This window comes from Pseudoalteromonas sp. KJ63-1, assembly GCF_055808145.1.
This window is the reverse complement of sequence record NZ_CM147855.1, coordinates 2,904,067-2,917,524: the sequence shown is the minus strand read 5'-3', so window position 1 is coordinate 2,917,524 and position 13,458 is coordinate 2,904,067. Positions and strand designations below refer to the sequence as shown.

Here is a 13,458-nt window from a genome sequence, read left to right as displayed (position 1 = left end):
ATGTTTAGCATATTTAATAATGTTTACCATTCATGCCAAGTTGAGTTTTTAGATCATTTGCAAAGCTAATAAATTTTTCTTTAATAGTGCGTTTAACTTTAACTTCCACAGAGCCTAAAACAGTTTTTCCTTCAATTTGAATCGTTGGCCCTTGGCGTTTATTGAGTGAAATTGTTTTATTTTCAAAACTGCCTAAAATACAAAACATTTTAGAAACTACATTAACGTGCTCTGGTACATATATTTCTTCGCTGCCAAGGTAACAATTAACGTGAATAGTGACATGTTGGTGGGTAAAAATAGCATCCGTAAAATCAAGATTGATTGACCCCATGTAGTTTTCTATATAAATTTTTTGAGGCACTACCCATTGGCCGCTTCGTTCACTTGAACCAAGAATGCTTCTTAATGTAAGTGGCTCTTCACTCCCCTCATGCTGCGCACCATAGTTAGGTGCAAACTGCGAGTGCTTTTGTGCCTTATATTGCTGGTCAGTATTTAAGGTTAAATCTTCAACAAGTGCCATAAGCGCGTTATTGTTACTCGCTGCCATTGCATCGTCTAAGCGCCTTTCAAATGCTTCTACAGAAATGACACCATGGCTGTAATTATAAATGAGTTGATCAATTACTTGCTCACGAACTTGCTCGATAGGGCGGTCTTCAATTTTAACAGACATTTAAATTATCCTTTTAAGGTTGCTGGCTATTTCAAAGCAAGCCTTATACCAAATATTAATTTATTTAAAATCAGTGCTTTATGTTTTTTGTTTCTTCGTTCTTTATTATATTAACGACAGATTAACCAAATATACAATTATTTAGTAAGTTTCGCTATTCGAGAAAGTTTTACGCAATGGTCTGTAAATGTTTACTTTGTAGGTTTAAGTTAGTATCGGTAGTTTTAATTTAAGTCATTGAAATTTAAGTGTAAAAATAGTTGGCCCGATGTTCGCATTAGTTAGAGTGTCTTTAATCAAATGGAGAACGATTATGAAAACATTTAATAAGTCTATGATTGCAGCCCTAGTATTAGGAACAACCGCAATGGGCGCTCAAGCAAGCAGCTGGGAAAACGAAAGCAAAGATGCTTGGATTGATGGAAAGGCAGAAACAGTACTGCTGATGAACACCAATCTAAACAACTTTGATATCAACACGGACGTAAAAAACGGCAAGGTAATGCTAACAGGTAAAGTAAACAGCGATGTAGATAAAGAGCTTGCTGAAGAACTCGTGCTAAGCTTAGATGGTGTAACTGACGTTGAAAACAGTCTGACTGTGGTAAAAAACACCGACATGAAGAAGCATGATTCTAAAATGATGGGTAACGACACGGAAAGTGATTTAACTGATGCCAAAATCACAACAGTCATCACAACTCGTTACTTATTTGATTCTGAAGTAGGTGGTACAGACATTGATGTTGATACCGATAATGGTGTAGTAACTCTTAAAGGTTCAGTTGAGTCTGATGCTGAAAAGCAATTAGCGATGGAAATTGCTAAGAACGCTGAAGATGTTCGCAAAGTAGTTGATGAATTAACTGTTATTGCAGAATAATACACTATACTAAAAGCCCAGCCTTGCTGGGCTTTTTGCTTTGCTAACGTTAGAAGGGTTAAATTATGGATATCATCAGAATTATTTTTTCTATTTTATTACCACCACTGGGTGTATTTTTACAGGTGGGGCTAGGGATGCACTTTTGGTTAAATATTCTGCTAACCTTGCTCGGCTATTTCCCAGGATTAATTCATGCGATTTATATTATTGCCAAAAAATAACGCCATATCGTAGTAATACATTTAATACTGAGTTGCTAATTGCCATCGTAAGGTATGTGTATTAGTTACTCAGACTACTATTATTTAATGAGCTCGTTTCCTCGAAGTCACCATCAATAAATCTAAAAGCCTACTATTTGAGCAGTTAGCCCCTTGATTGTTAAAATAAAGCTTTTTGCTAGTGACAAGCCCCTAAAAACTTTTTATACTGCAACCCGCTTTAGTCGCTCTGTGGCTAAACGCTTCAAAAATTAACTGCTTACAGTTATACAAAGTTGGCCCCTTAGCTCAGTTGGTTAGAGCACACGACTCATAATCGTTAGGTCCCCAGTTCGAGTCTGGGAGGGGCCACCACTTTTACAAGCTTCCCAAGTAAACACCTACTAACAGAAATTACCCTGTGCTACCTCTGTGCTACTTTTCAATATAGCAAATTAAACGACTTATATATTCCTTAAAGATTGAAAATATTATTAATTGATTGATTTCTTTAGGTATCAACAACCACTAGTGGGAATAACTATACCTGCTAAGCCTTGAATTATTTTACTTTTAAAGTTTGGGTTTTTATGTAAATCTGAATCTAACATTAATATAAACCGTTAGTTCATGGATGACATATGAAACTCAAAAGAGTTTGCCTTAACAATTTTCGTCGGCTTGAAAGTGTTGAAATAGACTTTGAAGGTAGAGAAACCCTTTTCGTTGGGCCTAATAATTGCGGAAAAACATCAGCTACAACCGCATTCAAACTCTTTTTAAAGACTCGTCAATTTAAAATACATGACTTTTCTTCATCTCAAATTAATTTAATAGATAATTTTGGTAAGGGAGAAGTTGTGTCTTTCCCTGCTATTAAAATGGACATGTGGTTCATCATCGATCCTGATACAGAGTATGGGCGAGTTATTAATTTGATACCTCAATTAACAACACTTATCACCAATATTGGAATAAGAATTGAGCTAGTTGTATTTGATAAAGAAAAACTAAAAAAAGAATATCAAGAAATAGTTCCAGTTAACGAACAAGGCGAACGAACAAAAAGCCTTTCAGAATATCTCAGTGCACCCGGAAATATGTCAAAGTATTTGCAATTAAGGTACTTTGTGTTGGAGGAAACGGACCAAGACTATGCTATTCACCACCTTGATGCAGATGAAGCAAGAAAAACCCTTTCATCAATTTTACGAGTCGACTTTGTAGACGCTCAGAGGAATATGGATGATCAAGAGTTAGCTAAATCGAACAAGCTTTCGAGTGCTTTTGGAGCATATTATAAAAATAATCTGCAACAACCTGAAATTAATGAGGAGGCTAATAGGGTTATAGACGAGAACAATCAAAACCTTAGCCACCATTATGAAACAAGCTTTAGGGGTTTGATGGGGATCTTGGGTAATCTTGGAGTCCCATCTGTGAATGATAGAAGTCTTCGTCTTGTATCATCGCTAAGCCCTGAAACAGCTTTACAGGGTAATACAGAGTTACTTTACATAGATAATGAAAGCCAACATCAATTACCAGAAGCTTACAATGGTTTAGGGTTCAAAAACCTAGTTTATATTGCTATTCAAGTAAGTCATTTCTACCTTCAGTGGATAACTACAGAGAATAACAGGCCCTTATGCCAACTTATATTTATTGAAGAGCCGGAAGTTCATTTACACTCCCAAGTTCAACAAACATTTATTGCAAATGTTTGGACTATTATTTCAGATGTTGCTAAAAATCAAGATGAGCAAAAAAAAGAGCCTCAGCTATGTATCACGACTCACTCTTCACATATTCTTGATAAAATTGAATTTGAAAAAGTTAGATATTTTAAGCGTTGTTTATCTGATAATCAGGATCAAGTAAATGCATGTATCTTAAATTCTTCAAAGGTGCTCAGTATGAGGAGTTTTTCTCCTGATACACCTTCAGCTAACGGTGATATGCCTGATAAAACTGAGGTACTTAAATTCCTAAAAAAATATTTACGAATTACTCATTGCGACCTATTTTTTGCCGATGCTGCTATTTTGATTGAAGGTGCAGCAGAAAAGTTGCTTTTACCAGAAATGATAAGAAAATCAGCTCCTTCTTTAGAACGCAATTATATTACAACTTTAGAAGTTGGTGGGGCCTATGCCAGTCGTTTCGCCGGATTATTAGAGTTCTTAGGGGTACCGTACCTAGTTATAACCGACATTGATTCAGTCGACCCTGAAGCAAGCCGAAAAGCTTGTATGGCAAACCTTGATGGTGCCGTTACATCAAACTCTTCAATTAAGTACTTCCTTAATAAAGACAAAATATCAGACTTAATTGAGCTTACTCAAGATGATGTTCTTGTCGCTAAAAAACAAGCTTTTATTTCTTATCAGGGACCTTCGCTTACAACCTGTTATGGTGAAAGTGTACTTATGCATGGGCGAACGCTAGAAGAAACAATTATTTATGAAAATATTGCGGCATTTAGGAACTCAGATTTAGAGAGTGAAATCGAATTTACTGGTAATGCGGAAGATGATCACAGAATGATATTCGAAGAAGTTAAATCTTCGTCATTCAAAAAGACTGAGTTTGCTATAAATCTTATTGTTTCTGAAAGTGGGTGGAATACTCCGAAATACATCGCTGATGGACTTCAATGGCTAGAAGGAAAGCTTAATTCAAAACCTATTAATGAGGAAATTGAATAATGCTTGACTTACAACAAAAAAAATAGTTCCAACAGAAGCAGATCATTGTATTCGAAAATGTATTGATAGTTGTAATAGTTTTTCTGTAATTGCAGGGGCTGGCTCAGGAAAAACAACATCACTTGTTTTAACTCTCGATTATGTTCGAGAAAAGTATGGTGCAATGTTAAGAAGAGAGAGTCAGCAAATTGCTTGTATAACTTTCACAAACAGGGCTGTGGATGTGATATCTGAGCGGCTAGGCTGGGATGAAATTTTTGAGGTTTCTACTTTACACAGCTTTTTGTGGTCTCAAATAAAACGTTTTACTAGTAGTATCAAAGCATGCTTAGTCGAATTTATAATACCAGCAGAGCTTGAAAAGCAGAGAGCGAAAGATACCGGTAAAGACACGAAATCAGCTATTTCAGCGCGCGCTAAAATTCAAAAATATGAAAATGTTCTTGAACACATTGATTCGGTGAAAATATTTAAATATGACAGTCTCTCAGCTTTTAGTAATTATCTCGAAGGGGAATTAAGTCATGATGATATTATCAAAGCCGCAGGATATTTGATCAAAAACAATATTTTGTTTCAGAAAATTATAGGCCAAAGATATCCCTATATTTTTATAGATGAAGCACAGGATACTTTTGAAGAAATAGTGGTTGCTTTAAATGCTGTTTGTTCTTCAGAAGGTTTACCTGTGATTGGTTATTTTGGAGATCCTGTACAGCAAATTTATGATCGTGGTATTGGGAGCTTTAATGGTCCGCAAGGCTCAACAGTAATTAAGAAGCAAGAAAACTATAGATGCTCGACAGAAGTAATCCATTTGTTGAATCGATACAGGACTGATATTAAACAAGTCCCTAGTGGTTCAAACGCAAACGTTAAGGGGAGTGTTCACTTATATCTCATTCAGTCTGAGAGGCCTGATGGCCCTAGGAATAGGTACAGTGATGAGCAGCTTGATAAAGTCGCTAAAAAATATGAGGAGATTCTTAAAGAATTTGGTTGGCAAGATAAAGATGACGTAAAGCATTTATTCCTAGTTAGACAAATGATTGCTAGGAGGCAAGGTTTTGAAAGACTTCATAAGCTTTTTACTGGAGAGTTTGCTTCTACGTATGCACAAGATGCTTATGAATCAGGAGAGCACTATCTTCTAAGGCCTTTCACTCAAGTAATGATACCTGTACTCGAGTTATATAGAGCAGGCAATGCTGTTAAGGCACTATCAATTTTAAGGCAGCATAGTCCCGCTTTTGATCCTGAAGGGAGTAATAACTCAAAATCCATAAAAAAAATGATTGAGTTTGCTAAAGATTCTATAGAATCTTTAAATACCATGTGGGAAGAAAAAACAATCGGAGAAATACTTAAGTTTGCTTTGACTTCAGATTTGCTAAGAGCGTCAGAACATCTTTTTGAAGCTCTTGATAGATGGCCTCTAGACATAGAGTATGATGAAGAGCTTCACCAGAGAGAGAAAGGGAATTGGTTAGCTGATAACTTTTTTCAATGAAAACCAGAGAACTTATCAATTATTTTCACTTTATTAATGACAACACGGCCTACAGTACCCAGCATGGTGTCAAAGGTGAGGAGTACCCTAATATAATAACTGTATTTGATGATGTTGAAGCTGCATGGAATCAATATAGTTTTACTAAAATGTTATCACCTAAAGTTAGTGGTTCAGGTACTGAGGGGCAGCTTTCTAGAACATATAAGCTTGCTTACGTTTGCTTTTCCAGAGCTGAGTTAAATTTGAAAGTGGTTTTCTTTACTAACTCACCTACAGATACCAAACAAGAGATGATAGAAGAAGGGGTTTTTCTTGAAGATCAGATTAGTATTTTCATAGATTAATAGCTTTGATCTATTGTTTCTTGCTAAGGAATCTTCTTTGTCATATTTCCATGAAAGTAGCTGCACACTTGTGACGTTTATAGTCAAAACTATAGCAGCGTACCAATCGAGATACGACTATCCTTAGAGATGGAAGATGTTAAAAACCCTAAAAACATCTATGTGGATTACTCACCTCTTGGGCAACGCCCGATTGTACCATTAAGCCTACGGCCACCTAGGTAGAGGTCGTCTGTAGAGTCGACGGAACTAGTGTGCAGCTAATGATTTTAACTATACCTGAGCTTTCTAAATATTGATCCAGAAAACCCCCTTATTTTTATGAGGTTTTTCTGAAAATCAATTGTAGTCTAGTCGTACCTACTCGAAGAGATAGGGACGACTCACAGAGTCGCCTATCTCAAGGCCGCTGCTCATGATGCCTTGAGAACTATTATCCAACCGTAAAATTGAAAGGCCTAATTTCCGGAGTAATGCTACTTTTAGAACTATACAAAAAAGTTGAGGTGAGGCCATTCATCCCTTTAGTAGCATTTATCTTTTATATAATTAGTTAATTAAGGGTAGTAGGTTTTGCTCCTAAGCTACCCAAAGCTTCTAAATTAACCTACACAAATCCCGTATTGAGGTAAAATATCATCGATAATTGTTAATTTATGCTTTTTTGCTGCATCATGAAAATACTTCCAGTTTGATGTCATGAAGTCGGCAGTGAATTCATATTTGTCTTCATCACCATTAGCTAGAGTGGTCCCTAAAGCTTGATGTTTCCATGAACCTTCTCCTTTAGCTATATAATCAAGGGTATATGCACCTAAGTTAAATCTATCGTTTTCAATTGCTTTTAGCCATAGCTCGTGGCGAGCTTCGCCATCGTTCATATCAAACTCTGTAAAGCACTCAGATATTTTAAGTTCTAACTCATCAGGTAGTCCATTTTCTTCAATATCTAAGTACCTTTGATAGGCTTTACATAACTCATTTGCAGCTATTAAGAAGTCTACAGTATTATTTCTCACTACCTCTTCCCCTAATCCATTGGTATAGCTCCACTCTTGATGGGGGAGATCTGGATTAGAAAGTGCTTGGCCATGGCCTAGGCTAGGTATATCATCTTGAAAAATATTAGAAAAGAAACCTGAAACTCGTTCCATAAGCTCAAGCTCTGGGTGTCCATTCCGATCTAAAATATTTTCAACTTTATTAACATCATGATTGACTCCTGCAAAGCCTTGATGCCCCCAAGTATCAATAAAAACATGAGAGGTAATACCTAATCGATGTAAACCATAAGGTCGATTTTTTTCTGCAATACATTCATCAATCATATCTTTAGCAATATAAGAACCAGGTTTACACACCAGCTTTTTAATGAATGTTCCAGATGGGTTTTGACCAGCAGGTAGGCCACCGTTGCCAGGAAGAAAATGGAATGGTACCCAGACTTTCATATTCTTCAAGCTGTCTAGGTTTTTATAATCTAACATTTTATGAGCTGTAGCTATACGTTCATACGCAGCGCCGTTACTGAACTCTATATGACCATAGTTTGTTGCATCATCCACATATTGAGAGGCGTGAGCAATAATAGTAGCTTCTTCTACCGAAAATCCAGCAGCTCTTGCTATAACCCATGTCATACCGTGGTGTAAATCAATTTGCATTTTACAATCCTTATTTGTTGTTTTTTTATCCATCTATTTAGTAAAACACAAAATTTATTATAGGTTAAGTAGCTAAATGTGTTCCATTGAATTTATCTAGACAATCTCTTTATCGGAAAAGTTGGACTTCCCTTTTTTCATTAGACAGTTTCTAGCTCAGAATACTACGCTTCTTTATACTTAGCAGGTTAAATAGCAAGGTTCATAGCCATTAAAACGCTAAGTTTAAAAAGCTTTGGAATAACTTAGCTTTGATTTAAGTTTCTTCCGCTCTGATTTTTCCGCCATTTTCAAGTGGATATTTACTAACTGAAATTGCCGCGCTATTTTTAAATAAAAAAATGCATCAAGATTACCAGTTTTTGATCTAAGCAATAATTAGACGTGAACCTACAAAAAGTTCTAAGCAAGCGGCTTAAGTACTTCTATCTGAGGATAATTAACTTTGAAAACAGCCGCTAAAGTTGGCTAACTGTATTTTCTTACCAGTGCACTGATTTCTGTATTAATTCTATTGAATACATTGCAATAAACACAGTTGAATCTACTATTAAAGTGTTATGGGGTTTTATTATAAAAATCTTTACTTAATAACCTTTAATATCGCTACTGTTAATTGTGTGCAGTATATAAAATTTCGCTTAGTTACTTCTTAGGTGCTCTATGTTATTGAAACGAAAAGTATACCTCAGTCTTATTCTGGCTGTTGTTGCTCCTTTAGCAATATCTACTCTAATATTTTCCAATAGTATTCGCTCAAATACAGAAGAAAAGCTAGCTAAAGTAGATTTACCTACTGCGCTTAGTGAAGTGAAAAGCCAAATTGAATTGGAGCTTTCTACACCCATTATTGTAGGCAAGGAAATAGCGCAAAACTTATTTGTAGAACAATGGATGAATAATAATGAAGATGCGCAAAGCCGCGGTAAATTTATTGATTACCTCAAACATATAAAAAATAAAAACCAAGCCAGTAACGCATTTATTATTTCTAAAAACTCCCGCAACTATTACACCGATGAGGGTATTTCCAGACAGATAGACAGTAGTGATTCTTGGTTTGATGCTTTTTTAGCATCGGATAGGCCATTTGAAGTCGCGCTAGACATAGATAAAGGCAGCTCTGAGGTAATGGTATTTATTAATTATGCCATAGAGCTTGATGGGCAACGTCAAGGAATTGCCGGAATAGGCCGTTCGCTCGATTCTATGGTGGATCTCATAAGCGAATATAGAATAGGTGAGGGCGGTATAGTTTATTTGGCCTCTGGTAGTGGCGAGATTATGTTGCATGGTGATAAAACTAAAATAGGGCAATCAGTTGACTTGGCGCCGATTAAAAATGGGGCAATTCAAAGTAAAGTAATTGATGGTGATGACTATGTTGTTTCAAGTACGCCAGTAAACTCATTAGGCTGGCACTTAGTCGCTGAAATTCCCCAAGAGCAATTATATGGCCCAATTAATAGCGCTATTAGTACTAATATCATTTTTGGTGTAATTATTGCGCTTGTAGGTTTAGCGTTAGCACGCGTGTTGGTAGGGCAAATATTTAGGCCAATCGAAAACATTACTTCAGCAGTGAATGCGTTAACAGAAAAAGATGGCGATTTAACGGCGCGACTTCCTAATGACGATAATAATGAAATTTCTGATTTAGCGATTAAATTTAACCTGTTTTTAGAGCAGTTACATTATATGTTTAAACAGGTTTCTGAGTCGGCAATTCATGTTAAAGGTATTTCCCAAGATGTACTTGAGCAAGTACAAGGAGCGGCTAATTTAGCTGAGGTACAGTCATCGAGTACACAAACTGTGGCGGCAGCGGTTAATGAGATGGAAGTTACGGTTCAAGATATTTCTGGCAGTGCCAGCAATGCGGCTGATATTGCTACTAAAACCGAAGAGACTACGCATAAAGGCGTTGATTTTGTGCAAAGTACAATTAAACAAATGGAGCAGCTGGAAGCATCGATGGCCAATTCTGTGGCCTCAGTGTTAGAGCTCTCGACAGAGATTAAATCAATTTCTCATGTATTGGATGTTATTAAAGGGATTTCTGAGCAAACTAACTTATTGGCGTTAAATGCGGCAATTGAAGCGGCGAGAGCTGGCGAGAGCTGGCGAGCAAGGGCGTGGCTTTGCAGTAGTTGCTGATGAAGTGAGAACGCTTGCACAGCGTACTGCGGAGTCTACAGAGCAAATTAATGAGATGATTGCTTCGTTAAATGCTAAAGCTTCAAGCACGGTAACTGCGATTGAATTGGGCAGCAAAAACACCTTAGAAAATGCCGAGCGATTAAAAGAAACAGGCCATACATTAAATGGTATTTCACAGGAAATTGTACTGTTAAGCGAGTTAAATAACTCAGTGGCTACCGCGACGCGAGAGCAAACGTTAGCAACCTCAGAAATTAGCCAAAATATTGTGATGATTTCCGACTCGGCAGAGCAAACCAAAGAAAATATGAAAAAGTCAGAGCAGCTTTGTAGTGGCTTAAATAAAGAGTCGAATATTTTAAGGGATTTACTAGGTAAGTTTACGCTTTAACCGCGGTTTTATAAAAATTAGCAGAGCGAGGATACCATCATAGTTATAGAGCACTTGCCTATAACTATGATGTTTTAATGGCGGTTAATTCTTACGATAAATCTCGTGATTCATTTCGTAAATATTAACGCTTAAGCTATCAGAAGCTCTACAATATGTTTGTAGGCACGCTAGTAACTGCTCACTTAGTTTTTGTTTTTGCTCAATAGAGCGCCCAGCCATAATATGTACTGCAATATGAATAAACCCCTCTTTACCCACACCTAATTGGTAATGTTGATACGCAATAGCACGAGTTTTTATTGTTTCTAAATCAAATAAGCCACTTTCAAATGTTGTTGTGTGGATTTTTTCCACTAGAACCTGAGGTAATAAAGGCAGATCTTCTGAGTGTTCAATAATAATGTGTGGCATTTAGCGTATCCTCTTAAGATTGGTTTGTTTAATTATACCAAACGGGTTTGTACGCGCTAACCCTATGGAGCTTAATTTTTAAAAATTTGGCTTAGCATAGTTCAGGCTATTGCTTTTAGGGCAAATGTTTTTGGTTGATACGTTTTATGTCAATTTGTGGTGACTTATACGAAGAGTACACCAGCCAGTTAGCACTCGTAATATAAGTTAAGCCAGAAGTACGGCTAAATGCGCGTTCGGGAAGGCGTATAACGTCATGATGGCTTTTGGTTGAGAGGTCGTAATAACTTAATCGGTAATCACCTTGTTTTACATTAAAATAGTAAATACGTGATGTCGCTAAGGTATCGCCTTCAAAAAAATACCACGAATTATGATTTGATAAATTAATATCGCTAACCAGTAGTTGCTCAGTTTGGCTTTTAGGGTCTTTTATCCATAGTTGATTGGTTGCTTGGTTGGCAAAAATTAAAGCGCCTTGCTTGTTTTCATAAGCGTATAGCGTGGGAGACTCTACAGCTTGTATAAGCTTATTAGTGCTTAAGTCTAAGCGATACACGTGCTGATCATCAGAAACTAATACGGTTTTACTATCTGCAGCCCAGCTCGGTTTACCATGATCGCTAAAGCCCGTAGGTAATAATCGACTGGTTTGTTTATTAAAGTCATACAGGTATAACGCATGACCACTAGGGTGCGAGGCAATAAAAGCAATATAATCACCATCTGGCGACCATACTGGATGGTAAATATTGGCATTGAGATTAGTGAGCTGCTTTCGAGAGGTACCGTCTTTATTTGCGGTCCACAACTCCATTGAGCCCGACTCATTAGAGACAAACGCGAGTTTGTTTCTGGCTTTGTTATAATCAGGAAAGCGGGTACTAAAGTGGCTTGATAGCACTGGGAAAGGAGAGCTTGCAACCGCATTATTAACCTCTAAACGCATTAAAGCCGAGTCTATATTCCACTGATGAAAATACAAACTGCCATCACTGGCAAATTCTGGGTAGCTTAAGCCATCTATGCGGGCATTGATCATTTGTTGTGTTTTAAGGTTGTAAAAGTACCCTTGGCGTTTACCTTTTTTTACACCAGAAAAAACGAGTTGTGCCTTAGAGGGGTGCCAATCAACGCCTCTCATATCAATAAACCCAGTAGTTAACTGATTTGCATTGCCTGTTTTTATATCGATTAAAAATAATTCTTCAAACCCCGTTGGTAAGTTACGAGATACTACAAGTTGAGTTGCATCTGGGGAGAACACAACCGACTCATCGCTATATTGGCATGCTGAAATACAAGGTATTTGAGTAACTGTGTATGGCGATGAGGTTAAATCAACAAGGTTAAGTTGAGTCAGAGTATTTGTTTGATCTTCACTAATATAAACCAGTTTAGTGCCCGGGGCATTTATGTCTATATCGGTACTCGCTTTGTTACCACACTTCCCTAAAATAATGGTATTTCCCGAGGCAATATTTTGCTGAATAACCTCACAGCCTTGACCAGATATGCGGCGATAATAATAAACAAAGGTTAAGTCGGGGCTAAATACCGCTCGCCCTTCAATGAATGGGGTGTCGGTAAGAGCTATTGCAGCTTGTTCGGGTAAATGTAAATCACGTAAGTATAAATTTGCTTTATGACCAGGGCGGCGCCAAGAATATGCTAAAAAATGACTGTCGCTGGATATAGCGGGGAATAGCTCTCGTCCTGGGCTGGTAGTAATGGTTTCAACATGATCGTATAAGCGCTCTGCTTGTTGCGATAGCGCAAGCGGCTTATTTTCATCGCTAAAAGCGTTGTAACCCCAGGCACCAACGAATAACAAGACCACGATAGCCATGGCTACAGCGAAAATATATTTAGGGCGAGTAGAGGATGCATCAATACTGTTCTGCGCGTTTGGCATTATTGGTTTTTGCACTAAGCGATAACCTGTTTTACGCAGTGTTTCTATGTAGGTGTTGTCGGGGTCAAGCTCTTTAAAGCTTTTACGAAGGTGCCATATGGCATTAGTGAGTGCTTTTTCACCCACATATTGATTACCATCCCATACATTTTCAATTAGTTGTTCGCGACTCACTGCATTTGGGTAGCATGCTACTAAGTAGGTCAGCAGTTCTATAAATTTAGGTTGTAAAATACAGGCTTTATCAGCACAAAACAGCTTATTTTCAAACGCCGATATTTGGCAATTTCCAATTGAAAAAGGCTGCTGAGTATTCATAGTATGTGTATTTAAACCTCTTCCTAGTATGAGTTATTAGCAATATTTATTGTGTTGTTTAATGCAAATTAGCACGATAATTAGTTAACGTTCAATTTTACATCATTCTAACACAATAAGTATAAGTTCATGATTATAAATAAATAGATATTAAATAGATGTAAAATAGGGATATAAACGAGACACCTCTCATTGTGCTTTTATTCACGATTACTTACAACCTGTTATTAGTAAAACAAACCAATTAGTACAAAACCGATTTAATA

11 protein-coding genes and 1 tRNA gene are annotated in these 13,458 nt (G+C 37.0%); 8 read left to right on the top strand and 4 right to left on the bottom strand.

Annotation, left to right across the window (positions count from 1 at the left end):
• Positions 1–13 precede the first annotated feature (13 nt).
• Positions 14–679: a LiaF domain-containing protein gene (locus AC0L7Q_RS13910; protein WP_413400849.1), complete on the bottom strand. Its 666-nt coding sequence runs from the start codon at positions 677–679 to the stop codon at positions 14–16.
• A gap of 313 nt (positions 680–992) precedes the next feature.
• Between AC0L7Q_RS13910 and AC0L7Q_RS13905 the strand changes: the two genes are divergently transcribed.
• The 6 genes from AC0L7Q_RS13905 to AC0L7Q_RS13880 all read left to right on the top strand — a co-directional run bounded on the left by AC0L7Q_RS13905 (position 993) and on the right by AC0L7Q_RS13880 (position 6,330).
• Positions 993–1,562 carry a BON domain-containing protein gene (locus AC0L7Q_RS13905; protein ID WP_008466365.1) on the top strand — a complete coding sequence of 190 codons (570 nt, stop codon included), beginning with the start codon at positions 993–995 and terminating at the stop codon, positions 1,560–1,562.
• 65 nt (positions 1,563–1,627) lie between these two features.
• The gene (locus AC0L7Q_RS13900) at positions 1,628–1,786 is read left to right on the top strand and encodes a YqaE/Pmp3 family membrane protein (protein WP_008466367.1); all 159 of its coding nucleotides are present in this window, start codon (positions 1,628–1,630) and stop codon (positions 1,784–1,786) included.
• A 277-nt stretch (positions 1,787–2,063) separates the two neighbouring features.
• A tRNA-Ile gene (locus tag AC0L7Q_RS13895) sits at positions 2,064–2,140 on the top strand.
• A 266-nt stretch (positions 2,141–2,406) separates the two neighbouring features.
• Entirely contained in the window at positions 2,407–4,473 is a 2,067-nt protein-coding gene (locus AC0L7Q_RS13890) for an ATP-dependent nuclease (protein WP_409423998.1), read from the top strand.
• 22 nt (positions 4,474–4,495) lie between these two features.
• Positions 4,496–5,983 carry a UvrD-helicase domain-containing protein gene (locus AC0L7Q_RS13885; protein ID WP_409425595.1) on the top strand — a complete coding sequence of 496 codons (1,488 nt, stop codon included), beginning with the start codon at positions 4,496–4,498 and terminating at the stop codon, positions 5,981–5,983.
• Positions 5,980–6,330, top strand: a complete 351-nt coding sequence (locus tag AC0L7Q_RS13880; protein WP_409423997.1) for a hypothetical protein — start codon at positions 5,980–5,982, stop codon at positions 6,328–6,330. Before AC0L7Q_RS13885 ends, AC0L7Q_RS13880 begins: the two co-directional genes overlap by 4 nt.
• 602 nt (positions 6,331–6,932) lie before the next feature.
• Here AC0L7Q_RS13880 and AC0L7Q_RS13875 read toward each other — a convergent pair.
• On the bottom strand, positions 6,933–7,994 hold the full coding sequence (locus AC0L7Q_RS13875; protein ID WP_409423996.1) for a DUF6765 family protein: 1,062 nt from the start codon (positions 7,992–7,994) through the stop codon (positions 6,933–6,935).
• 663 nt (positions 7,995–8,657) lie between these two features.
• Between AC0L7Q_RS13875 and AC0L7Q_RS13870 the strand changes: the two genes are divergently transcribed.
• Both AC0L7Q_RS13870 and AC0L7Q_RS13865 read left to right on the top strand, forming a co-directional pair.
• Positions 8,658–10,151, top strand: coding sequence for a methyl-accepting chemotaxis protein (locus AC0L7Q_RS13870; RefSeq protein WP_413400847.1), 1,494 nt, complete (start codon positions 8,658–8,660; stop codon positions 10,149–10,151).
• Positions 10,081–10,545: a methyl-accepting chemotaxis protein gene (locus AC0L7Q_RS13865; RefSeq protein ID WP_413400846.1), complete on the top strand. Its 465-nt coding sequence runs from the start codon at positions 10,081–10,083 to the stop codon at positions 10,543–10,545. Before AC0L7Q_RS13870 ends, AC0L7Q_RS13865 begins: the two co-directional genes overlap by 71 nt.
• A gap of 84 nt (positions 10,546–10,629) precedes the next feature.
• Here AC0L7Q_RS13865 and AC0L7Q_RS13860 read toward each other — a convergent pair whose 3' ends face one another.
• Both AC0L7Q_RS13860 and AC0L7Q_RS13855 read right to left on the bottom strand, forming a co-directional pair.
• Positions 10,630–10,959 carry a 5-carboxymethyl-2-hydroxymuconate Delta-isomerase gene (locus AC0L7Q_RS13860; RefSeq protein ID WP_008114843.1) on the bottom strand — a complete coding sequence of 110 codons (330 nt, stop codon included), beginning with the start codon at positions 10,957–10,959 and terminating at the stop codon, positions 10,630–10,632.
• A 115-nt stretch (positions 10,960–11,074) separates the two neighbouring features.
• The gene (locus tag AC0L7Q_RS13855; RefSeq protein WP_409423992.1) at positions 11,075–13,192 is read right to left on the bottom strand and encodes a winged helix-turn-helix domain-containing protein; all 2,118 of its coding nucleotides are present in this window, start codon (positions 13,190–13,192) and stop codon (positions 11,075–11,077) included.
• Positions 13,193–13,458 lie beyond the last annotated feature (266 nt).